The organism is Myxococcus sp. MH1 (genome assembly GCF_059738865.1).
In genome coordinates this window covers 6,715,128-6,737,297 of sequence record NZ_AP026947.1, presented here as the reverse complement: position 1 = coordinate 6,737,297, position 22,170 = coordinate 6,715,128, and the positions used below count along the sequence as shown (strand labels likewise).

The 22,170-nt window shown below is 69.9% G+C and carries 23 protein-coding genes; 18 read left to right on the top strand and 5 right to left on the bottom strand.

The features are described from left to right. Nucleotides 1–651, bottom strand: a complete 651-nt coding sequence (locus AC6JA9_RS26165) for a DUF4349 domain-containing protein (protein ID WP_408890022.1) — start codon at nucleotides 649–651, stop codon at nucleotides 1–3. A 114-nt stretch (nucleotides 652–765) separates the two neighbouring features. After that, nucleotides 766–966, bottom strand: coding sequence for a hypothetical protein (locus AC6JA9_RS26160; protein WP_223747511.1), 201 nt, complete (start codon nucleotides 964–966; stop codon nucleotides 766–768). A gap of 143 nt (nucleotides 967–1,109) precedes the next feature. Here AC6JA9_RS26160 and AC6JA9_RS26155 point away from each other — a divergent pair, with 143 nt between their 5' ends. The 6 genes from AC6JA9_RS26155 to coaBC all read left to right on the top strand — a co-directional run bounded on the left by AC6JA9_RS26155 (nucleotide 1,110) and on the right by coaBC (nucleotide 8,710). After that, nucleotides 1,110–1,721, top strand: coding sequence for a hypothetical protein (locus AC6JA9_RS26155; RefSeq protein ID WP_223785542.1), 612 nt, complete (start codon nucleotides 1,110–1,112; stop codon nucleotides 1,719–1,721). Between the two features lie 52 nt (nucleotides 1,722–1,773). Further along, nucleotides 1,774–2,286 (top strand): FHA domain-containing protein, encoded by a 513-nt coding sequence (locus tag AC6JA9_RS26150; protein WP_141326421.1) that lies wholly within the window; start codon nucleotides 1,774–1,776, stop codon nucleotides 2,284–2,286. Between the two features lie 61 nt (nucleotides 2,287–2,347). Further along, complete coding sequence (locus AC6JA9_RS26145) at nucleotides 2,348–3,634, top strand: Stp1/IreP family PP2C-type Ser/Thr phosphatase (protein WP_141326419.1); 1,287 nt, start codon at nucleotides 2,348–2,350, stop codon at nucleotides 3,632–3,634. Nucleotides 3,635–3,734: 100 nt separating this feature from the next. Continuing rightward, nucleotides 3,735–4,289, top strand: a complete 555-nt coding sequence (locus tag AC6JA9_RS26140) for a hypothetical protein (protein WP_497958008.1) — start codon at nucleotides 3,735–3,737, stop codon at nucleotides 4,287–4,289. A gap of 143 nt (nucleotides 4,290–4,432) precedes the next feature. After that, the gene (locus AC6JA9_RS26135; protein WP_223785544.1) at nucleotides 4,433–7,411 is read left to right on the top strand and encodes a carboxypeptidase regulatory-like domain-containing protein; all 2,979 of its coding nucleotides are present in this window, start codon (nucleotides 4,433–4,435) and stop codon (nucleotides 7,409–7,411) included. A gap of 66 nt (nucleotides 7,412–7,477) precedes the next feature. Continuing rightward, entirely contained in the window at nucleotides 7,478–8,710 is a 1,233-nt protein-coding gene (coaBC, locus tag AC6JA9_RS26130; protein ID WP_223785545.1) for a bifunctional phosphopantothenoylcysteine decarboxylase/phosphopantothenate--cysteine ligase CoaBC, read from the top strand. A 3-nt stretch (nucleotides 8,711–8,713) separates the two neighbouring features. On the opposite strand, the gene AC6JA9_RS26125 is transcribed toward coaBC, so the two are convergent. After that, nucleotides 8,714–9,151 carry a PaaI family thioesterase gene (locus AC6JA9_RS26125; protein WP_223785546.1) on the bottom strand — a complete coding sequence of 146 codons (438 nt, stop codon included), beginning with the start codon at nucleotides 9,149–9,151 and terminating at the stop codon, nucleotides 8,714–8,716. A gap of 259 nt (nucleotides 9,152–9,410) precedes the next feature. Between AC6JA9_RS26125 and AC6JA9_RS26120 the strand changes: the two genes are divergently transcribed. The 3 genes from AC6JA9_RS26120 (at nucleotide 9,411) to kdd (ending at nucleotide 12,730) form a co-directional block, all read left to right on the top strand. Then, nucleotides 9,411–10,481, top strand: coding sequence for a uracil-DNA glycosylase (locus tag AC6JA9_RS26120; RefSeq protein ID WP_267700520.1), 1,071 nt, complete (start codon nucleotides 9,411–9,413; stop codon nucleotides 10,479–10,481). 25 nt (nucleotides 10,482–10,506) lie between these two features. Further along, entirely contained in the window at nucleotides 10,507–11,514 is a 1,008-nt protein-coding gene (locus tag AC6JA9_RS26115) for an alpha/beta hydrolase (RefSeq protein ID WP_267700522.1), read from the top strand. A gap of 184 nt (nucleotides 11,515–11,698) precedes the next feature. Then, the gene (gene kdd, locus AC6JA9_RS26110) at nucleotides 11,699–12,730 is read left to right on the top strand and encodes an L-erythro-3,5-diaminohexanoate dehydrogenase (RefSeq protein WP_223747518.1); all 1,032 of its coding nucleotides are present in this window, start codon (nucleotides 11,699–11,701) and stop codon (nucleotides 12,728–12,730) included. A gap of 22 nt (nucleotides 12,731–12,752) precedes the next feature. On the opposite strand, the gene AC6JA9_RS26105 is transcribed toward kdd, so the two are convergent. Together AC6JA9_RS26105 and AC6JA9_RS26100 are read right to left on the bottom strand one after the other, a co-directional pair. Next, nucleotides 12,753–13,373 carry an ankyrin repeat domain-containing protein gene (locus AC6JA9_RS26105; protein ID WP_408890025.1) on the bottom strand — a complete coding sequence of 207 codons (621 nt, stop codon included), beginning with the start codon at nucleotides 13,371–13,373 and terminating at the stop codon, nucleotides 12,753–12,755. 81 nt (nucleotides 13,374–13,454) lie between these two features. Beyond that, nucleotides 13,455–14,987 (bottom strand): catalase, encoded by a 1,533-nt coding sequence (locus AC6JA9_RS26100; protein WP_408890026.1) that lies wholly within the window; start codon nucleotides 14,985–14,987, stop codon nucleotides 13,455–13,457. Nucleotides 14,988–15,247: 260 nt separating this feature from the next. On the opposite strand from AC6JA9_RS26100, the gene kamD reads away from it, so the two are divergent. The 9 genes from kamD (at nucleotide 15,248) to AC6JA9_RS26055 (ending at nucleotide 22,165) form a co-directional block, all read left to right on the top strand. Further along, on the top strand, nucleotides 15,248–16,798 hold the full coding sequence (gene kamD / locus AC6JA9_RS26095) for a lysine 5,6-aminomutase subunit alpha (protein ID WP_408890027.1): 1,551 nt from the start codon (nucleotides 15,248–15,250) through the stop codon (nucleotides 16,796–16,798). Then, nucleotides 16,795–17,271, top strand: a complete 477-nt coding sequence (locus AC6JA9_RS26090) for a hypothetical protein (protein WP_046714529.1) — start codon at nucleotides 16,795–16,797, stop codon at nucleotides 17,269–17,271. Before kamD ends, AC6JA9_RS26090 begins: the two co-directional genes overlap by 4 nt. A gap of 4 nt (nucleotides 17,272–17,275) precedes the next feature. After that, nucleotides 17,276–18,061, top strand: a complete 786-nt coding sequence (gene kamE / locus AC6JA9_RS26085) for a lysine 5,6-aminomutase subunit beta (protein ID WP_141324213.1) — start codon at nucleotides 17,276–17,278, stop codon at nucleotides 18,059–18,061. Beyond that, the gene (gene kal, locus AC6JA9_RS26080) at nucleotides 18,058–18,456 is read left to right on the top strand and encodes a 3-aminobutyryl-CoA ammonia lyase (protein WP_141324212.1); all 399 of its coding nucleotides are present in this window, start codon (nucleotides 18,058–18,060) and stop codon (nucleotides 18,454–18,456) included. Before kamE ends, kal begins: the two co-directional genes overlap by 4 nt. Beyond that, entirely contained in the window at nucleotides 18,453–19,280 is an 828-nt protein-coding gene (kce, locus tag AC6JA9_RS26075) for a 3-keto-5-aminohexanoate cleavage enzyme (RefSeq protein WP_223747520.1), read from the top strand. The genes kal and kce overlap by 4 nt, the downstream gene beginning before the upstream one ends. Nucleotides 19,281–19,433: 153 nt before the next feature. After that, nucleotides 19,434–20,210, top strand: a complete 777-nt coding sequence (locus tag AC6JA9_RS26070) for an SDR family NAD(P)-dependent oxidoreductase (protein ID WP_408890028.1) — start codon at nucleotides 19,434–19,436, stop codon at nucleotides 20,208–20,210. Beyond that, the gene (locus tag AC6JA9_RS26065; RefSeq protein ID WP_497958007.1) at nucleotides 20,200–20,994 is read left to right on the top strand and encodes a class I SAM-dependent methyltransferase; all 795 of its coding nucleotides are present in this window, start codon (nucleotides 20,200–20,202) and stop codon (nucleotides 20,992–20,994) included. The genes AC6JA9_RS26070 and AC6JA9_RS26065 overlap by 11 nt, the downstream gene beginning before the upstream one ends. Nucleotides 20,995–21,096: 102 nt before the next feature. Beyond that, nucleotides 21,097–21,630: a hypothetical protein gene (locus tag AC6JA9_RS26060; protein ID WP_497958006.1), complete on the top strand. Its 534-nt coding sequence runs from the start codon at nucleotides 21,097–21,099 to the stop codon at nucleotides 21,628–21,630. A gap of 136 nt (nucleotides 21,631–21,766) precedes the next feature. Beyond that, nucleotides 21,767–22,165, top strand: a complete 399-nt coding sequence (locus AC6JA9_RS26055; RefSeq protein WP_426745987.1) for a hypothetical protein — start codon at nucleotides 21,767–21,769, stop codon at nucleotides 22,163–22,165. The last annotated feature ends 5 nt before the right edge of the window (nucleotides 22,166–22,170 follow it).

The window sequence follows — 22,170 nt, the reverse complement described above, 5'->3', positions numbered from 1 at the left end:
TCAGTCCCAGACGAACAGCCACTTCACGGCCTTCCCCAGGCCGTAGAACACCCAGCCCACGGGGCCGGGGCGCACGGGGCGCTCGAAGTCGAGGTTCACGGTGGACAGGGCGACCTCGCCCACGAGCCCCTCCAGGCGCGCCTTGAGCGTCTCGTACTCCACCGTGATTCGCTCCAGCTCCTTCTCCACCTTGAGCGTGTCCTCGACGCTGACGGCGCGCTGGAGCAGCTCCAGGTAGCGCTCCCGGATGCGCGTCACGTTGGCCAGGCGCACCTTCAAGTCCCGGTGCACGTCGGTCACGTCGCTGGCGGAGACGCTCTTGCGCTCCACCTCGCCCAGCGCGGGCACCGCGGCCAGGAAGCCGTCCAACCGCTCGGCGGGGATGCGCACCACCGCGGAACGGGTCGTCACGTGCTCGGCGTAACCCCCATGCGTCTTCGCGAGCTGGACGGCCTGCGCCGGCCCCGACTCGGGCTCGTCCCGCTCCAGCGTCAGGGACGCCCGGTGGATGATGGAGCGACTCTCCAGCGGCACGGCGGTCCCCGGCGCACCTCCGGCCGCCAGGCCCTCGGCGAACGCGACGCGCTCGTGGGCTCGGTGGGTGGAGCAGGCGGTGAGGGTCAGGGCGAGGACGACCAGGAGCGAGCGCACGCGGGTTCCTTGTGAAGGGGAGAGGTCCGTTGAACCGGTCCTCTCAGGACACACCCGCCGGGCTCGACGTTCCAGCTCGACGGCCCGGAGTCGGGCCGGAGCCTGGACGCCCCTTCAGGACGCGCGGGGCGCCGCGGGGAGGGGACGCACGCCGTCGCCCTCGTAATAGATGCTGGCGCAACCCTTCTCGTAGACGACGAGGACGCGATCACTCTGCTCGAGCAGGTCGGAGGCTTTCTCCGTGGCCTTGCGGACGAGGGTGTCGAACCTACCCGAGCTCTGCTTGCTGCTGGCCCGGACTGTCACGACTGGCATGCGGTGTCCCGCTCCTTGTGCCCCACGGCAGGTGGCTCCAGGTACGACCTGGCTCCGGGCCCATCCGCAGGTAACGAACGCGTCATAGCCAAACGAACACTTCGTTGACAAGCGCTCCGCTCCGTGGCGCAAAGATGGATTCTATGCACCGCAAGCTCCTCTTTTTGCTGGTTTTCACGCTGGGTCTGGTCTCCACGGCGCAGGCGCAGACGATGACGAGCGCTCCTCGTCGCGTGCACACCTCGCCCACGCCCTTCTGGCTCCCGCGTGGCGCCTTCCTGGGGACCTCGTACAACGATGCGCTGCTGACGCCCCGGCTGAAGGTGCAGTGGGAGCTGACCTTCTTCCAGGACCGCAAGGACGCCTTCGTCTTCCTGGTGGAGGGCGGACTGGGGTGGGGGGCGCGCATGCCCACGCCCAAGGCGGGCAAGCCCGAGACCAACCTGGGCGCCTACTACGAGCACACCGCGCAGGTGGGCTTCGGCTACCGCAACCAGCTGCCCAACGCCGCGCACTGGGGGTTCCAGGTGACGGGCGGCCCGGTCTTCTATGGCGCCAAGTTCGACGGCGGCCCGCTGCCGGACAAGAACGTGGCCGGCATCGTCGAGGGCCGCATCCAGATTGGCTACCAGTTCGACAAGGTCGCCGCCGGCGTCGCCGTGGGCTACGGCGAGCCCTTCGGCCTCAAGCGCCGCTACCTGGGCCGGGGTTTCGTGGGTGGCCCGATGGTCGGGTTGTTCATGGATTGGCGGTGAAGTCCGCGTAGACTGGGGTGCGCGGGAACCTCCCCCTTCCCGCGCCGCCCTTATGCCCGAGCTTCTGAGCGCCCATGTCTCGCGGTACCTGCGCAACCGGGGCGACCTGGAGCGGCAGCTGCCGCCCGGGCTGCTCCTCTTCTCCCCCTCGCCCGCCGACGACAGCCCGGTGGAGCAGGAGGAGTACCGTCTCAAGACGGTGACGAACGCGGGGCCCCCGACGCTGGGGGCGAGCGAGTCGGTGGTCTTCCCGGTGGTGAAGGCCCGCAGCAACGCCTTCGGCCGGGGCATCACGGTGGGGCGCACGGGCAACAACGACGTGGTGCTGGATGACGGCAGCGTGTCGCGCTTCCACGCCTGGTTCGCCCGGGACGAGGCCCAGGCGGGCTTCCTGCTGACGGACGCCGGCTCCAAGAACGGCTCGTGGATGGGGGGCGTCCGGCTCACCCCGCGCAAGCCCGTTCTGCTGGAGGATGGCGCGCGGTTGCGCTTTGGACAGGTGGAACTCGCGTTCTACACGGCAAGCGGTTTTGTCCGGATGCTCTCCGTACGGATGGCTCCCTGAGCCTTGCCACGTCTCAAGTGGCCTGCGTAACGTACGAAGTCGCCTACAGTCACACACGGGAGTGTTCGCGGTGGCCTTGACCACAGAAGCCTTCGGACTGACCGACGTCGGCCGCAAGCGGCAGCACAACGAAGACGCGATGCTGGTGGACGTGTCGCTCGGGTTGTACGTCGTCGCCGATGGCATGGGCGGGCACGCGGCCGGCGAGGTCGCCAGCAATCGCGCCACCGAGGTCGTCAAGCAGCACATCACCGCGAACCGGCACCTGCTCAAGGACCTGGGCAACAACCCCACGGCGGACAGCCGCTCGGCGGCGGCGGCGCTGGTGGAGGTGGCCGTGCAGCGCGCGTGCGCGGACATCTACCGCACGGCGATGTCGGACTCGACGAAGCGGGGCATGGGGACGACGTTCGTGTGCCTCGCGGTGGGGGGCAACAAGGCCGTCATCGGTCATGTGGGTGACAGTCGCGTCTATCTGGTGAGGCACGGCCAGTGTCACCGGCTGACGGAGGACCACACGCTGGTCGCCGCGCAGCTGAAGGCTGGCACCATCACCAAGGAGCAGGCGGCCACCTCGCAGTACCGCAACGTGATTACGCGCGCGGTGGGCATCCAGGAGTCCGTCCAGGTCGACACGCTCATCGTGGACCTGGTGCCCGGGGACATGTTCGTCCTGTGCTCGGACGGCCTGCATGGGTACGTCGAGGACGAGGAGCTGTTGCCGCTGGTGTCGGGGCTGGCGCCGGGGGATTTGCCCAAGCGGCTCATCGACATCGCGAACGAGCGGGGCGGCAAGGACAACATCACCGCGGTGGTGGTGAAGATCGCCGGGGACAGCGCCGCGCTGGCGAGCGAGGAGTCGAGCGAGGCGCAGTCGCGGATGGAGGCGCTGCGCAAGATTCCGCTGTTCCGTCACCTCACGTACAAGGAGCAGACGGCGGTGCTGTCCATCGCGACCACGCGCACGTATCCGGCGGGGCGTGAAATCGTGGTGGAGGGGCAGCCGGGCGAGGAGCTGTTCGTGGTCATCCGGGGCCGGGTGGCCATCGAGAAGAACGGGGTGGAGATCGCCGAGCTGCGCTCGGGCGGCCACTTCGGGGAGATGGGGCTCATCGACAACGCGCCGCGCTCGGCGACGGTGAGGGCGACGGAGCCCACGCGCACCATGGTCATCTCCCGGCCTGATTTGATGGGGCTGATGAAGCGCGAGTCCATCCTCGCGGTGAAGATGCTCTGGAGCTTCGTGCAGGTGCTGAGCGATCGGCTGCGCGCGACGAACTCCGAGCTGAGCGAGGCCCGCCAGGAGCTCGCGGTGGCGCAGGCCATCCAGCCCTTCGCCGAGGAGTGAGGGAGGCCACGCCATGAGCACGCGCACCCGTCGTCCGAGCACCGCCAGCTCACGTCAGACCCGCCGCGTAGGGTCCCGTCAGGATGTCACGGGAGGTCGTGTGGCGAGGGCGGCGGGCAGGGACGTGATGGTGAAGTTGATGGGTGAGGTGGTGGAGCTGCGCGAGGAGATGAAGTCCTCGCGGATGCACACGCGCATCCTGGCCTCGGGCATGGGCTCCATGCTGAAGAACATGGGCGAGATGCGCGAGAGCATGTCCGTGACGCAGGCGAACATGGGCGCGATGCAGGCGAACATGGGCGCGATGCAGGCGAACATGGGCGCGATGCAGGCGAACATGGGCGCGATGCAGGAGGCCATCACCGCGACGCAGGCGGCCTTGAGCGAGACGCAGGCGGCTCTGCGCGCGACGCAGGTGTCCCTGGGCGCGACGCAGCTGTCCCTGGGCGCGACGCAAGAGAGCATGGGCTTGATGATGACGACCATGGAGTCCGTGGTCGGCGTCGTCCGGACGGTGTCGGACGGTTTCCATCGGATGGAGACGAATGTCGGGCGCATGGCCCGGCTGTTGGGCTCGTTGAGCGAGACGACGAACGAGCGCTTCGAGCAGGTGGAGAAGCGCCTGGACGCACTCGAGGACGACACGAAGCAGTGATGGCTGCGTGACGTTGTCGCCCCACTGCGCTGGGGACGACGTGGAGTGGGGGAGAGCGTCGGGGAGAGGACTGGGTCCGGAATTTCCGGTGGGAATCGGCCGTTGCCGGGCCCGCCGCGGGCTAAGGTCCTCGTGACGAGCGCATGCGCAACTGGATTCTCATAGGGGTTCTGTCCGCCCTCGTGGTGGCTGGGGCCGCCTGGCTCTGGTCTCGCTCGGAGCGAGCGCCTGGAGACTTCCGCGCGTCCGCGTCCCTGGGCGCGACGTCCAGGTCACTTCCCGAGTTCTCCGCCGTGGAGGTCACCTCCGGGAGCCAGGAGGGCCTGGCGCTCACCGGCCGTGTCCTGGATGCCTCGGGGCGGCCCGTGCCGGACGCGGAGGTGTTCCTCTCGGCCAGCGCGGAGCGCACCCTGGTGGACGTGCGCTGTGACGAGTGCGACCAGGCGCTCCTGTCCTGTCCGGCGCGTGAGTCGACGCTGCACACGCTGGCCTTCTTCGAGCAGCAGCGCGGCTTCCTCAGTCCCCGGGCAACGGCGCGGACGGACGCCGAGGGACGCTTCCGTTTCGAGCACCTGGTCGGCGTGTCCTTCTCCGTGTGGGCCCGCGCGCCCGGCCTGGGTGTCGCGCTGAGGGACCGGGCCGCGCCGGGTGACCCGGTGGAGCTGTTCCTGCCGCCGCTGCGCTCCATCCTCGGCCAGGTCGTGGACGAGTCCGGACAGCCCTTGCGCGAGGCGCGCGTGTACGCGGTGTCTCGACGGGTACCGCTGCCCTTCGAGGCGCGGTCCGGAGCGGATGGTGCCTTCTCGCTGGAGGGGCTGGGCGAGGGCCCGTTCTACGTGCTGGCCATGGCGGAGGGCTACCTGCCCGCCGTCGAGTCCCTGGTGGAGGCGGGCTCCCAGCCCGTGCGCCTGCAGCTGACACCGTCGAGGACGCTGGAGGTCCGAGTGACCCGCGAGGGCCAGCCCGCGGCCGCGACGGTGCGAGTGCGCGGCGACCACCTGTCGCGCGACCTGCGCACGGAGGGTGAGGTCGTCCGCTTCACCGGCCTGTATCCGGATGAGCTGGTGGTGACGGCCGAGGCACCGGGACTGGGCTCGATTCCGCGCACGCTGACGCTGGAGGCGCGCGTCACGCAGGTGACGCTGGAGCTGGAGGAGGCCGGCAAGCTGCTCGTCACGGTGGTGGACGAGGCGGGCGAGCCCGTGCCGTCGCCGGAGCTGCTCTTGCGCACCGCGCGCGGAGAAGTCGTCCGCCGGGAGCGCGCGAGCACGGGCGCGCTGGTGGAACTGGGGCCGCTCGCCGTCGGCGAATACGTGCTGGAGGGCAAGGCGGAGGGCTTCCGCGAGGCGCAGCTCCCCGCGCGGGTGGGCAAGGGCGAGACCTCGCTGGAGCTGGAGCTGGAGCGCGCGACGCTCATCACCGGACGGGTGATGGACGTGTACGGCCGTCCCGCGCCGCGCGTGTCGGTGCTGGTCCAGCCGACGGGGGAGACGGTGCTCGCCGATGGGGACGGGCACTTCTCCGCGTCGGTGCCCACGCCGGGCCTGTACGAGCTGCACGCGCACCACTCCGAGTGGGGCGGTGGACAGGTGAAGGTGACGGCACCCGCGAAGGACGTCGAGCTGCCGCTGGAGCCGCATGCCTCCGTGGAGGTGACGGTGTCCTCCGGGGGCCGACGTGTGGAGGGCGCGGACGTGGTGCTCTGGGTGGACCAGGAGGGCATCTTCCGCAGCGACCGCTCCTCGGGGCCCGACGGCGTCGTGCCGATGCGCGGGATGCCGGAGGGGACGTACTCGATGGTGGCCTCGCATCCGGACTTCCAGCCCTCCGAGCGCAAGCAGGTGACGGTGACGGAGGGGCAGACGCTGAAGCTGGAGGCCGAGCTGAAGCCCGGCGCGCCGCTCACGGGCGACGTGGTGGACACGCAAGGGGCGCCGGTGGCGGGGGCCGCGTTGTCGGTGGTGCCTCGCGGCGCGGATCCCGTGGTGAGCGACGCGCGCGGCCACTTCGAGTTCCGCTCGCTGCGGCCCGACCGGGGCTACCGGCTGGAGGTGAAGCACTCCGGTTACGACCAGACGGAGCGCGCCGAGGGCAAGGCGGGCGGGCCTCCGGTGAAGGTGGTGCTCAAGAAGCGCGACATGTTCCGCGGCCGCGTGGTGGGCAATGACGGCGCGCCCGTGCGCCGCTTCCGCATGGACGAGCATCAGGTGGACAGCCCCGACGGTCGCTTCGAGCTGCCCCTGCCCACGGCGGGAGACCGCGTCATCGTCGCGGTCGATGCCTCCGGCTACGAGCCGCTGATGGTGGACCGTCCGGTGTCTGCCGAACTGGGAGACCTGGTGCTGGAGAAGCTGCCGAGCATCAGCGGGAGGGTGCGGGACGCGAGCGGCGGGCCCGTGGCGGACGCCGTGGTGTCCTGTGAGGTGTGCGACGAGTCCGTGATGTCGGGCCCGGACGGCACCTTCACGCTGGCGAGTCCGCCGTATGTGGCCCGCTACACCGTGTCCGCGCGCAAGGGGCGGCTGAGTGGGACGCAGGCGGTGGAGCGTGGGAGTGGCGCAGCGCTGGAGCTGACACTGAAGCAGGCGACGCGGTTGAGCGGTCGCGTGTTCCTGCCGGGAGGCCAGCCCGCCGCGGGCATCGGCATCGAGGCGGTGAACGGAGACCGGGGCGAGCCACTCAACATCGTCACCGGGCCGGATGGGGCCTACTCGGTCGACGTGGCGCCCGGCAGCTATCGCTTCATGCTGGGCACGGGACGCGACTTCGCGGGCGAGCCCGCCCTGGTGGTCCAGGTGGGTGGCGCGCAGATGCACCTGGACCTGGGGCCCGCGCCGGGCAGCGCGTCGCTCACCGTGCAGCTCAAGCCCGAGCGCGGCAAGGCGCTGTGGGTGGTGGCCGGGGACGTCCCGGTGACGAGCAATCCGCCGGCGCAGGAGCTGATGCGCTCACGCTGGGCGCACCTCATCTACCAGCCACGCTCCGAGCAGGTCGTCGTCACTGGCCTGCCACCCGGGCGCTACACGCTGGTGTGGGGGGCGTTCCATGTGGAGACGCCGGGAGGCCCCGAGGTGCGGGTGGTGGACGTGCCCTCCAGCGGTGAGGTGACGCTGGGACGTTGAGGCGCCGGGCCTGCTGCTCGTGCGGCTCGGGTTGCGAGCCGGCATGCGGGCGCATTAGGAAGCCGCATGGACGTGACCGCGTTGAAGGGCCGTCGCATCGTGGTGGGTGTGGCCGGTGGTATCGCCGCGTACAAGGCCTGTGAGCTGGTGCGCGAGTTGGGGCGCGCGGGCGCCGAGGTGCGGGTGGCCATGACGGAGGCCGCTCGGCAGTTCGTCACCCCGCTGACCTTCCAGGCGCTCAGCGGGCATCCGGTGCTCACCGACTACTTCGACCCCTCGCAGGAGGGGAACTTCGGCCATTTGGACCTGGCGCGCTGGGCGGAGGCGTTCGTCGTGGCGCCGGCCACGGCGGACCTGCTGGCGCGGGTGCGCGCGGGCATGGCGAACGACGCCGTGACGACCTCGCTCCTGGCCTTCCGCGGGCCGGTGGTGCTCGCCCCGGCGATGAACGTGGCCATGTGGGACAACGCGCAGACGCAGGAGAACGTGGCGGCGTTGGCGGCGCACGCGCGCTTCAGCTTCGTGGGGCCGGGGGCGGGGCTGCTGGCCTGTGGCGACGTGGGCGAGGGGCGACTGGCGGACGTGCCCGCAATCGTGGCGGGAGTCGCCGCGCGCTTCGCGCCGGGGCCGCTCGCGGGCAAGCGGGTGCTGCTGACGGCGGGGCCCACGCGTGAGTTCCTGGACCCGGTGCGATTCATCTCCAATCCCTCCACGGGGAAGATGGGGCTCGCGCTGGCGCATGCGGCGCGTGCGCTGGGGGCCTCGGTGACGGTGGTGTTGGGGCCGGTGGGCGCGGTGGACCGCACGGGGCTGGAGGTGGTGGACGTCGTCTCCGCGGAGGAGATGGCGCGCGAGGTGCTGAGCCGGGTGGCCGACTCCGACGCGTTCATCGCCACGGCGGCCGTGAGTGACTGGCGGCCGGAGACGCGCGCGCCGCAGAAGGTGAAGAAGGGCTCGATTGCAGGGCCGGAGACGCTGAAGCTGGTGCGCACGCCGGACGTGCTGGCCGAGGCCTCGCGGAAGGTGGCGGGGCAGGCGCGGCGGCCGGTGCTGGTGGGGTTCGCGGCGGAGACGGAGCGGGTGGTGGAGCACGCGCGCGAGAAGCTCGAGCGCAAGGGGCTGGACGCCATCGTCGCCAACGACGTGACGGCGCCCGGCGCGGGCTTCGGCACGGACACGAACCGGGTGACGGTGTTGACCCGGACCGGCTCGCCACGGGATCTCCAGGGCACCAAGGACGCCGTGGCCCGGAGCCTCCTCGAGCTCCTGCTGGTGCAGCGCGCGGCGTCCGGCGTGTGAGCCTCAGGGCGTCCGGGGCTCGACGACGGCGAGCGTGACGGTGGCCTTGGAGACGCGCTGCTCCTGGCCTCCGGCGACGGTGTGGACCTCGGACTCGACGACGATGAGCCGGCGGCCCGCGCGCAGCACCCTGGCCTTGCAGCGCAGCGCCTCGCCTCGTGCCGCCTGGAGCAGGTGGAGCGTGAAGTCCACGGTGAGGACTCGCTGAGGGCGGGGCACGAGGGTGAAGGCGGCGCCGCCCGCGGTGTGGTCGGCCAGCGTCGCCTGGACGCCCGCGTGGATGACGTCGTCCTGTTGCAGGTGGCGGGGCTGAACCACCAGTCGTGCCTCCACCTCGCCCGGGAGGATGGAGACGGGCTCGATGCCGAGGTCGGTGACGAAGGGGGCCGCGCGGAAGAGGGCCTCCGTGTCCTGACGGTAGTCCGGGTTCTGTGGATTCATGGGGAGCAGGGTAGCCCGCCATCAGGGGGACCCACCCGGGGGGCCGGCGCGCGGGTCGACCCGGTGTGCGGTGAATCGAACCCGCGGCCCGTGGCTCCGGAGGCCCACGACGGAGGTGTGAAAGGCCGGCCGTGACGCGGTGTGGTGGGGAACTTGACGCTGTGAGGGAGGTCCGGGCCGCCCCGTGGAGGAGCGTCCGCCCAGGATGGATGTCCGCTTCCTTGCGCCCGGGCCTGCCCTCCGATACCGATCGGTCATCGTGAACGACGATTCGCCCGAAGCCACGCAGGAACTGAGCGCCGTGCTGGAGGATGTGCGCCGTCACCTGCTCTGGCAGGAGGACGGTGGCGGGCGTCAGCTGATGATCGACGCCAAGGCGGCGGCCGAGCTCCAGCGCCTGACGCCCTCCTTGCGCTCCCGGTTCGCCCGTCCCGGACCAGCGACCGAGCCCGCACCGGCCGAGCGCAAGCCCGCTCCGTCCACGGCGACCACGCCGATGTCGCGTCCGGGCGACGCGCCGCCGGGCCCGGGCACCTCGCGCTTCGAGCGGCCCGTGGGCGCCGCCAGTGCTCCGAGCCAGGCGACTCCCTTGCCATCGAGCCGTCCACTGGCCCCCTCGGAGCCCGCTCCCCGCGCGCCGGGCCCCGCGCCCCTCGCGGCGCGGGGGACCACCGCGCCTTCCGCCTCGAACGGGATGCTCCTCGACGTGCCGAGGTCGTCCTCCACGGGCAGCGGACCGCTGCCGGGCGTGGTGGACGGCGAGCGGCCGACGCTGGACCAGGTGCGCCGGGAGCTGGGCGACTGCCAGCGCTGCAAGCTTTGCACGGGGCGCAAGAACATCGTCTTCGGCTCGGGCAACCCCCGCGCGGAGCTGGTCTTCGTGGGCGAGGGGCCGGGCGAGAACGAGGACCTGCAGGGCTTCCCGTTCGTGGGCGCGGCGGGAGATCTGCTCACGAAGATGATCGAGGCGATGGGCTTCCGTCGCGATGACGTCTACATCTGCAACGTGGTGAAGTGCCGGCCCCCGGGCAACCGGAACCCGGAGCCGGACGAGATCGCCGCGTGCGAGCCCTTCCTGCGCGCGCAGCTCGCGGCCCTCCAGCCGAAGGTGGTGGTGGCGCTGGGCAAGTTCGCGGCGCAGACGCTGCTTCGAGATTCGACGCCCATCACCCGCATGCGCGGGGCCTGGCGTGTCTACGAGGGCATTCAGCTCATGCCCACCTTCCACCCCGCGTACCTGCTCCGCAATCCCGCGGAGAAGCGCAAGGCGTGGGAGGACCTGCAAGCCGTGATGAAGATATTCGGCAAGAACCCGGGCTCGCGCGCGTAGCGCGGCCGCGAAGGGGGAGACTCGGATGAAGGGATTGCTGGAGACGCGCGAGGTGCAGTCGCCCGCGCTGGAGTCCAACCCGCTGGGCGACCCGGCCCGGCGCAAGCTCACCGTGTACCTGCCGCCGGGGTACGCCGAGTCGGACCGTCGCTACCCGGCCGTGTACTTCCTGCACGCGTTCGGCAACAGCGGCGGCACGTGGACCAACGCCTCGGGCTTCGCGCCGTCCGTGCCCGAGCGGCTGGACGCGCTCATCGCGTCCGGCGCGGTGCCCCCCGTGGTGGGCGTGTTCCCCGACGCGTGGACGTCGCTGGGCGGCAGCCAGTGGATCAACAGCGACGCCATCGGCCGGTACCGTGACTACCTGGCCAAGGACATCGTGGGCTTCGTGGACCGCACCTTCCGCACGCTGCCCAAGGCGGCGTCGCGCGCGGTGCTGGGGCACAGCTCGGGTGGCTATGGCGCGCTGGTGATGGGGCGCTACCATCCGGAGCTCTTTTCGCTCCTGGGCGCGCACTCGGCGGACGCCTACTTCGAGTACTGCTACCTGCCGGACCTCCCGAAGGCGGCCAGCTCGCTGCTGAAGTCGGGCGGCATCGAGTCCTGGCAGGGAGAGTTCCGTCAGCGCGTGCGCGAGACGAAGATGCGCGGGGACGACTTCCCGGTGGTGAACACGCTGGCGATGGCGGCGGCGTACTCGCCGAAGAAGGGCGAGCCGCTCAACCTGGAGCTGCCCTTCGACGCGCAGACGGGCCGGCTGAAGCTGGACGTGTGGAACCGGTGGCTGGTGCATGATCCGGTGCGCTTCGTCCCCAAGTTCCTGGATGCCTTCCGCAAGCTGAAGGGCGTCTTCCTGGACTGCGGCACGCGCGACGAGTTCAACCTGCGCTGGGGCACGCGCATGCTGGCGGACGACCTCAAGAACGCGGGCGTGGACCTGGTGCACGAGGAGTTCGAGGACGGTCACTCCGGCGTGTCCTATCGCTTCGAGCGCTCGCTCTCGGTGCTGCTGCCCAAGCTCTCCCAGGAGTAGCCCTTCACCCAGGCTCGCGCGGTGCTGTGTCCGGAAGGGCCCTCTTGCTGACAGGAGGGCCCTCGGGAGTGGGGGCCGCGCGACGTGATGCTGGCCATCCCCCCGGCGGAGCGGATAGACGCAGGACTCCCGCGCGACAGGCCGCTCGGCTGTGGGCGCGGATGGACCTTCAGGGAGATGGAACATGAGCAACGACCTCTACGGGCTGTCCCGCGTCGTCGGCGAGAAGGGCGTGTTGCCGCAGCGCGCGCGCAAGCTGGACCCCTCGCTGCCGTGCCGTGATTCGGAGGTGCTCATCGACGTGGAGAGCCTCAACATCGACGCGGCGTCCTTCAAGCAGATCAAGGGCGAGGTGGGCGGAGACCCGGCGCGCATCGGCGCGCGCATCCAGGAGATCGTCCTGGAGCGCGGCAAGATGCAGAACCCCGTGACGGGCTCGGGCGGCATGTTGATTGGCCGCGTGAAGGAGATCGGCGCGAAGCACCCTGCGCGGGGGCAGCTCCAGGTGGGCGACCGCATCGCCACGCTGGTGAGCCTGACGCTGACGCCGCTGGTCATCGAGGAGGTGAAGGCGGTCCACGTGGACATCGACCGCCTGGACATCCGCGGCCACGCGCTGCTCTTCGCCACGGGCATCTACGCGAAGCTGCCGGCGGACCTCCCGGACACGCTGGCGCTGGCGGCGCTCGACGTGTGTGGCGCGCCCGCGTTGGTGGCGCGCTACGTGCGGCCGGGCATGACGGTGGCCGTGCTGGGCGCGGGCAAGAGCGGCGCGCTGTGTCTGGCCCAGGCCCGGCGCAACCTGGAGAGCCGGGGACAGCTCATCGCGATGGACGTGTCGCAGCCGGCGCTGGACGCGCTGACGGCCATCGGCCTGTGTGACGTCGCGCTGAAGGTGGACGCGACGCAGGGCGTGGACGTGATGGAGGCGGTGAGCCAGGCCACGGGCGGTCAGCTCTGTGACCTGGTGGTGAACTGCGCCAGCGTGGGCAACACGGAGATGGCCACCATCCTCTCGGTGAAGGACGGCGGCACGGCCATCTTCTTCTCCATGGCCACCAGCTTCACCACGGCCGCGCTCGGCGCGGAGGGCGTGGGCAAGGACGTCACCATGCTGGTGGGCAACGGCTACGTGCCCGGCCACGCCTCGCTCACCCTGGCCCTGCTGCGCACCGAGCCCGCGCTGCTCCAGCTCTTCGCCACGCGCTACGTCTGAGCGGCGGCCTCCCGTCGCGAGGCTATCTCGCGGCGGCGGTGTCCTCCGGTGACACGGGGGCAGGCGCCACGGGGGCCTGAGGCGCGCTCTGCGTCCGGGCCCAGTCGGCCGCGCTGCGACCGCTGGCGTCCTTGAGCTCCTCGGACGCGCCCTTCTGTCGGAGCGCGTCCACCACCTCCTGCCGACCGAACAGCGAGGCGAACATCAGCGCCGTCTGGCCCAGGCTGTTGGCCTGGTCCACGGCGCACGGCTGCGCGTTGAGCAGCGCGACGATGTCCGCATGGCCCTTGAAGGCCGCGCCCATCAACGCCGTGTTGCCGCGCTTGTCCCCGGCGCACGCGTCCACCCCGGCCGAGAGCAGCACGCGCACGGTGTCCAGGTGCCCGTGGTAGGCGGCGAGGATGAGCGGCGTGAAGCCGCGCTCGTCCCGGGCCTCCGCGGAAGCGCCCGCCTTCACCAGACCGGAGACGATCTCCGTGTCACCGACACGTGCGGCGGCGAGCAGGTATCGCTCCGCCTCGTTCGCGGCGAGCAGACGTCCCTGGGGCACGGGCTCGGCCTTCAGTGAGTACCACGCGGCCGTCACCACCCCGCACACCAGCACCAGCAGACCGAGGGCTCCGAGGAGCAGCTTGCGGAACATGTCCATCCTCCAGGCGGACGAGAGGGAAGGGGCCCGCGCCGGTGCTCAGGCACGGGCCCCGGTGCTTCACTCAGGCGCGCTTCAGCGGGTGGCGAGCGGCGCCACGGCGGCGCGGGCGTCATCCACCTTCACGTTCACCGCCTTGGCCAGCCTGGTGCCGAACTCCTCGTTGGCGACGAAGAAGTGGCCCACCATGCGCGCCTTCACGCGGGCGTCACGCACCTGGCCCAGGTCCCCGGCCAGGTTCTTCACCAGGCGCTCACGGGCCGCCGGGTCCAACGCCACGTAGAACGAGCCCGCCTGCGAGAAGTTGTCCGTCTTCTCGATGGGCTGCTGCTGGGAGGTGCCGGACAGGGGCAGCCGCGACAACAGGTGCTGGGGGGCCTCCTGCGACTCGCGGGCGATGCTCGGCTCGTAGTTCACGTCCGACTTCGTGTTCGCCACGTTCATGGCGCCGGCCTGGTTGTTGTTGTTCACCGAGGCGCGCGCGCGGTTGACGGGCAGCGACTGGTAGTTGGCGCCCACGCGGTAGCGCTGCGTGTCCGCGTAGGAGAAGAGCCGGCCCTGCAGCAGGCGGTCCTCGGACGGCTCGATGCCGGAGGGCTGCACGCCGGGGGAGAACGCCGACTGCTCGGTCTCCTCGAAGAAGTTGTCCGGCAGCTTGTTGAGCGTGAACCTGCCCAGCTTGACGGAGGGGGCCTTGTCCTCGGGCCAGACCTTCGTCGGGTCCAACGGGTTGAACGCGAAGCTGTCCAGGTCCTTCGGGTCCAGCACCTGCGCCGACAGCTCCCACGAGGGGAACTTCCCCGCGCCGATGGACGCGTACAGGTCCGTGGTGGCGTTCTGGTGGTCCTCGCCGGCGATGCGCGAGGCCTCCTCGTTGGTGAGGCTCTTGACGCCCTGCTGCGAGGCCCAGTTGAACTTCACGTACTTGTACTCGCCCTTGGCGTTGACGAACTTGAACGCGTGCACGCCGTGCCCGTTCATCTGCCGGTAGTTCGCCGGGATGCCGATGTCCGAGTAGAGCTGCGTCAGCATGTGCGTCGACTCGGGGATGTGGGAGAAGAAGTCGAAGAAGCGGTTCGGGTCCTGCTTGTTGGTGACGGGCGACGGCTTGAGCGAGTGCACCATGTCCGGGAACTTGATGGCGTCGCGGATGAAGAAGACCGGCAGGTTGTTGCCCACCAGGTCCCAGTTGCCGTCGTCCGTGTAGAACTTGAGCGCGAAGCCGCGAGGGTCTCTCAGCGTCTCCGGCGAGCCGGACGGGTGGATGACGGTGGAGAAGCGCACGAACATCGGCGTCTTCTTCCCCTTGTTGGCGAACAGGGACGCGCGCGTCAGGTGGGAGAAGTTGCCGTAGCTCTCGAAGACGCCGTACGCACCCGCGCCGCGCGCATGCACCACGCGCTCGGGGATCCGCTCGCGGTCGAACCGCGCCAGCTTCTCGATGAGGTGGAAGTCCTCCAGCAGGATTCCGCCGCGCGGACCCGCCGTCTTGGAGCTCTGGTTGGTGCCTACGGCGGCACCCGTATCCGTGGTGAGCGGCGGCGGATTGGCCGCGAGCGCGGGACCACTCAGCAGTACGGCGGACAGCAGCAGCGAACGCGTCTTCATGCGGAAACTCCTCTCGGGGGATGAGGCGGAGCCGCTCCAAAGCACGCACCGTGCCGTCTCTTGGAATCCAATAATTCCGAGCGCTTGAAGGTGGTTGGAAGGCCAGGCTCACCGGTATTTCGGTGGCGGCACCGCTCCCTCGGTGGGATGGGCGCTGTTATTTCGGTGTCGGGGTTGGCCAACCGATAATGCGGTGCGGCAGCGCCATTCCGGTATGCTTCAGCGCTTCCTGTAGGCGTTCAGGCGGGTAAGGTGCGCCCATGCCAGGCCCGTTCATCGACGACGCGCAGATTGCGCATGCGCGCACTCTGGCGGAGGAGATCGTCAATCCGATCTTCGACCTCATCCGCCGTAACACCACTGTATCGATTGAGCGCACCGTGTTGCGCTTCTTCGGAATCTCCGGAGCAGGCGCGCGAGGGGTGCCGCTCGCCAACCTGATGGTCGACAAGCTCAAGGCCGCGGGCGTCCTCAACCGGGGCGCCGCCTATTGGTATGGCCGCGCGCTGCACCTGGGCGCCAAGAGCCCGCTGGAGGCCGTGGAGCGGCTGACGGCGCTGCCCACCGACAAGCTGGGCCCCCTGTCCCCCGACGTCGAGCAGAACCTGCGCGACGAGGTCCGCTCCGAGGCCCGCTCCGCCTTCGAGGACATGAAGGCGCGCATCACCGCGCGCGAGGATTTGCGCAAGCAGTTCCCCATGTCGCCGGCGCCGCACAAGTACGTCATCGTCGCCACGGGCAACATCTACGACGACGTGGACCAGGCCCGGGCCGCGGCCCAGGCGGGCGCGGACGTCATCGCCGTCATCCGCTCCACCGCGCAGTCGCTGCTCGACTACGTGCCCCACGGCGCGACGACGGAGGGCTACGGCGGCACCTACGCCACCCAGGAGAACTTCCGCATCATGCGCGAGGCCCTGGACGACGAGAGCCGCAAGCTCAAGCGCTACATCCAGCTCACCAACTACTCGTCCGGCCTGTGCATGTCGGAGATCGCCTTCTGCGCGGCCTACGAGAAGCTGGACATGCTGCTCAACGACGCGATGTACGGAATCCTCTTCCGTGACATCAACATGCGGCGCACGTTCATCGACCAGTACTTCAGCCGCCGCATCTGCGCCCTGGCCGGCATCATCATCAACACCGGCGAGGACAACTACATCACCACCGCGGACGCGTACGACGCGGCCCACACCGTCATCGCCAGCCAGTTCATCAACGAGTGCTTCGCCAAGCGCGCGGGCCTCAAGGACTGGCAGCTGGGCATCGGCCACTCGTACGAGATCGACCCGTACCGCGACGACACGCTCCTCTTGGAGCTGTCCCAGGCGATGCTGGTGCGCCGCTGCTTCCCGGACGCGCCGCTCAAGTACATGCCGCCCACCAAGCACAAGGAGACGGACATCTTCTTCAGCCACGCGTACGACGTGATGGCGGACCTGGTGGCCATCTGGACGCGGCAGGGCATCCAGCTGCTCGGCATGATGACCGAGGCCATGCACACGCCGCTGCTCGCGGACCGCTACGTGGCGCTCAAGTCCGCCAACTACATCCACCGCGCGGCGCGCGGCATCGACGAGGAGTTCACCGTCCGCGAGGACGGGAAGATCGCCAACCGGGCGCGTGAGGTGTTCGCCCAGGCGATGAAGCTGCTCCAGGAGTGCCGGGATGAGGGCATGGTGGCCGCCATCGGCAAGGGGCACTTCGGCGACGTCAAGCGCGAGGAGACCGGCGGCAAGGGTCTGGACGGCGTGCTGGAGAAGGCCCCCGATTACTTCAACCCGTTCCTGGAAATCCTGGAGGCACAATGATTGTCGGTACCATCCTGACGGTGGTGATGGCGGCGGGTGGCTCGGCGGACGCGCTGACGCAGTTCCAGGTCAAGAACGTGGCCGTGCAGGTGCCGGCCGCGTGGACGCGCTCCAACGAGGACGGGACGGCGAAGTTCACGGCGCCCAGCGGGGACGCGTACTTCCTGGTCGACGTGGGCGCGGTGCAGACGGCGGGCATGAAGGCGCAGGTCTGCGTGGACAAGATCGTCACCGGCAGCGGCGGCACGGGCTGGGAGAAGCTCAAGGTCGGCGGGCAGCCGGCGGCGCGGCGGCTGGACACGGACGCGTCGACGAACGGGGCGCTGGTGGACACCTGGACGTACGTGGGCTGTGACGGCCGCACGACGTGGTCCGTGGTCTTCCACCTGGAGCAGGGCAAGAAGGAGCGCTTCGCGCCCCTGGCGGAGAAGGTGGCCGGGAGCGTGAAGTTCCAGCGGGCGCGGGGGAAATGACGCGATGGTGAAGCCGAGCAAGCAGATCATCCGTCCCTACGGAGACCGGCGGGACGACGGCGTGGTGCAGCTGTCGTTCACGCTGCCGGTGCCCCTGTCGGAGAAGGCCAAGGAGGCCGCCGCCGTCTTCACGCGCAAGATGGGGTTCACCGACGTGAAGGTGGCCGCCGCCGAGCGCGCCGCGGACAGCTACACGTTCTTCATCGTGTACGCCCGCTCGGGCGTCACGCTGGACTACGCCGAAATCGACGTGCCCGAAGTCGTCGTGAAGAAGATGTCCTTCGACGACCTCAACGCCTTCATCAAGGAGAAGGTCGCCCGGCGCATCGTCGTGTTCGGCGCGTGCACCGGCACCGACACGCACACGGTGGGCATTGACGCCATCCTGAACATGAAGGGCTACGCGGGCGACTACGGCCTGGAGCGCTACCCCGGGTTCGAGGCGTTCAACCTGGGCAGCCAGGTGCCCAACGAGGACCTCATCAAGCGGGCCATGGCGAAGAACGCCGACGCCATCCTGGTGAGCCAGGTCGTCACCCAGCGCGACGTGCACAAGGACAACTCGCGCCAGTTCATCGAGGCGGCCAAGGCGGCGGGCATCCACGGCAAGGTGCAGCTGCTCTTGGGCGGCCCGCGCGTGGACCACAAGCTGGCGCTGGAGCTGGGCTTCGACGCGGGCTTCGGTCCGGGCACCAAGCCCTCCGACGTGGCCAACTACATCGTCCATGCGCTCCTGAAGAAGCTGGGCAAGGAGCCCCAGGACATGCACTACCAGGGAGAGCCCTCATGAGCACGGGAACCAAGGCCATCATCCGCCTGCGCATGAGCAGCCACGACGCGCACTACGGCGGCAACCTGGTGGACGGCGCGCGGATGCTCGGGCTGTTCGGCGACGTGGCCACGGAGCTGTGCATCCGGGCCGACGGCGACGAGGGCCTGTTCCGCGCGTACGACTCGGTGGAGTTCCTGGCGCCGGTGTACGCGGGGGACTTCATCGAGGCGGAGGGAGAGATCGTCAGCGCGGGCAACACGTCGCGCAAGATGCGCTTCGAGGCGCGCAAGGTCATCCGCCCGCGTCCGGATGTGAATGACTCGGCGGCGGACCTGTTGCCGGAGCCCATCGTCGTGTGCCGTGCTTCGGGCACCTGCGTGGTTCCCAAGGACAAGCAGCGAGGTCAGCGATGAGCACTCCCATGGTCATCACCGCGGCGATGGTGGGCGCGGAGACGACGCGCGAGCAGACGCCGCACCTGCCCATCACCGCGGAGGAGATCGCCGAGGACGCGGCGCGCTGCCGCGAGGCCGGCGCGGCCATGGTGCACCTGCACGTGCGCACGCCCGACGGCAAGCCGTCCCAGGACGCGGAGCTGTTCCGGGCGGCCATCCGCGCCATCCGCAAGCGCACCGACGTGCTCATCCAGACCTCCACGGGCGGCGCGGTGGGCATGACGGTGGACCAGCGCTGCGGGCCGCTCACGCTGACGGGCGAGGACCGGCCGGACATGGCCACGCTCACCACGGGCACCGTCAACTTCGGCGAGGAGGTCTTCTGGAATCCCCGCCCGCTGGTGCGCGACATCGCCAGGCGCATCCGCGCGCTCGGGCTGCGGCCGGAGCTGGAGTGCTTCGACGTGGGCATGATCGACGAGGCGCGCTACCTGGCGAAGGAGGGCCTGGTGGACCTGCCCGCGCACTTCGACTTCGTGCTCGGGGTGCCGGGGACGCTGCAGGCGCGGCCGGAGGTGCTGGACTTCATGATCGCCTCGCTGCCGGAGGGCAGCACCTGGACGGTGGCGGGCGTGGGGCGCTTCCAGCTCGCGTTCGTGGACGAGGCCGCGAAGCGCGGCGGCAACGCGCGCGTGGGCCTGGAGGACAACATCTACGTGTCCAAGGGCGTGCTCGCGAAGGGCAACTGGGAGCTGGTGGCCGAGGCCTCCAGAAGGGCCCGGGCCCACGGCCGGGAGCCCGCGACTCCCGAGCAGGCTCGCAAGCTGCTGAGACTGAGCTGAACCCCGCCGCCGACACACTCAAGTGTGTCGGCGGTTTTCTTTCCAGAACATGTCAGCAACCTGGGCCCCTTCGCGTCGGCGTTCGCCGGACGCCGCTCGTTCGCCCGGACTCCGGCGCGTGAGGGTCCCACTCACTTCCGAGGAGTCGTACGCATGGACACGGAGCTGAAGGGGCAGGGCGTCCTGGTGACGGGCGGCGCGGGCGGCATCGGCACGGCCATCGTCCAGGCCTTCGCCGCCGAGGGCGCGAAGGTGGCGGTGCACTACCACTCCCGCGAGGCCAAGGCGCGCGAGCTTGCGGGGAAGGTGGGCGGCGCGGCGGTGGGCGCGGACCTGACGTTGGAGGCCCAGGTGGACGCGCTGGTGCCCGCGTCGGTGGCGGCGCTGGGCCGACTGGACGTGCTGGTGTGCAACGCGGGCGTGTACCCGGCCCCGGACGTGCCGGTGTGGGAGATGTCGCTGGAGCGCTGGCGCCGCACGCTGGCGGAGAACCTGGACAGTGTCTTCCTGTGCTGCCGCGCCTTCCTGCGCCACGTGAAGACGACGGGCGTAGGCAACATCGTCATCGTCAGCTCGACGGCGGGCCTGTTCGGCGAGGCGGGACACGCCGACTACGGGGCGGCCAAGGGCGCGCTGGCGAGCGGATTCCTGCGCAGCCTCAAGAACGAGCTGGGCCGCATCGCGCCGGGGGCCCGCGTCAACGTGGTGTGCCCCGGTTGGACGGAAGTGGACCGCAACCGCGACAAGCTGAAGGCGGAGGGGTTCGTGAAGCGGGTGACGCGCACCATGCCGTTGCGCAAGGTGGGCCAGCCCGAGGACGTGGCGCGCGCGGTGGTGATGCTCGCGTCGGATTTCGTCTCCGGCCACGTGACGGGTGAGGTCGTCACCGTCGCCGGAGGCATGGAAGGACGGGTGCTACATGACGACTGATGCCATCGATGTACGGAAGCACAACCGCGACGCCTGGAACCGCCAGGTGTCCCTGGGCAACCGGTGGACGGTGCCGGTGGGGCCGGAGGTCATCGCGGCGGCGCGCAAGGGCGAGTGGGGCATCCTGCTCACGCCGACGAAGATTGTTCCTCGCGAGTGGTTTGGTGAGGTCGCTGGCAAGCGCGTGCTGTGTCTGGCGGGCTCCGGTGGACAGCAGGCGCCCATCCTCGCGGCGGCGGGCGCGAAGGTGTCGGTGCTCGACAACTCGCCGGCGCAGCTGGGGCAGGACCGGCTGGTGGCCGAGCGTGAGGGACTGACGCTGCGACTGGAGGAGGGGGACATGCGCGACCTGTCCGTCTTCGAGGACGGCAGCTTCGACCTCATCTTCCACCCGTGTTCCAACGGCTTCGTGGACGACATCCAGCCGGTCTGGCGCGAGGCGTTCCGAGTGCTGCGCCCCGGCGGCGCGCTGCTGACGGGCTTCTGCAACCCGCTCATCTTCCTGCTCGACCCGGACCTGCAGGACCAGGGCGTGATGCAGCTCAAGTACAAGATGCCGTACTCGGACTTCACCAGCCTCACGGAGGCCGAGCGGCGCAGGTACACCGACAAGCACGAGCCGCTCAGCGTGGGCCACTCGCTGGAGGACCAGATTGGCGGACAGCTCCGCGCGGGCTTCGTCCTCACCGGCTTCTTCGAGGACGGCTTCGGCCCGGGCGACAAGCTCTCGGAGTACATCGATGGCTTCATCGCCACCCGCGCCGTGAAGCCTCCGCTCCCGTAACCGTTCGTCCCAGGAACGTGGAAGTTCATTGCGCCGTGGAGTCCGAGGGGACTCCCATGCGGGCTGTCCTGGATGCCCCAGGACGTCCCGCAAGGAGCGCATATGCGTACCCTCAGGAATCTCTCCTCGTTCTGTGTCGTGAGCCTCGCGCTGCTGGGCGTGGGGTGTGAGCCGTCGGCCTCGCCGGTGACGTCGCGGGAGGGCGCGGTGCTGGAAGAGAAGAAGGACCGCGCGGTGGGTGACGTGCGGCTGTACTGCGAGACGACGCAGGACGGGAGCTACTTCGAGTTGAAGGAGACGGCGACGGGGTTCGAGGGCGTGGTGGCGTCGCTCGAGTACGACCCCTGGGACTGCCGCTGCATCCGGTTGAAGCGCGAGGTGGTGGGGCAGTACACGTCCTGCAACTTCGCGGCGTCGGACCCGCGCATCGCCAACTGCTGGCGTCGTGACGCCAACGGCTCGACGACGAAGGCGTTCATGTCGTCGGCGAAGATCACCCGGCAGTCGCTGGTGTTCGCCAATCCCATCGAAACGTCGGACCAACTGCTGGAGGTCACCGTCGTGAACCAGGACCCGGGACAGACGCCGCGGCACGACCTGTCGTTCCCGCTCAACGACTGCGTGGCGGAGCAGTAGCAGAGCAGGCGGGCAGGCCCGCTCCGGTGTGGCGCCGGGGCGGGATTTAACCTTCGTTTTCGCGTGGGGTTCTCCAAGGCAACAGGGCGCGAGCAGGGCTGGACTCGTGCTCCTCGAACCAATGGAGCGTCTCACCATGCGTCAGAATTTCCTCATGCGGTCCTTCGTCACGGCGTCGCTGTTGCTGGCCACCCCGGTGTTCGCGCAGAGCGCGGCGCCCTCGACGGAGGACAAGGCGGCGGAGTGCGGTGAGCGGCACGGCCGTCATGGCAAGCGGGGCATGAAGGGCGAGCGGAAGCTGGCCCGGATGGAGCACCGGTTGGACCGCGCGGTGGTGGATGGGCGACTCACCCAGGCGCAGGCGGACCAGTTCAAGGCCGAGGCGAAGCAGCTCCAGGAGGAGCGCAAGGCGCTGCGCGAGGCCTCCGGAGGCCAGCTCACCGAGGAGCAGCGGCAGCAGGGCCGCGAGCGCTTCCGCGCCTTCCACGAGAAGGTGAAGGCCGCGCTGAAGGCCACCGCGCCCGCGAAGACTTGAGCGGT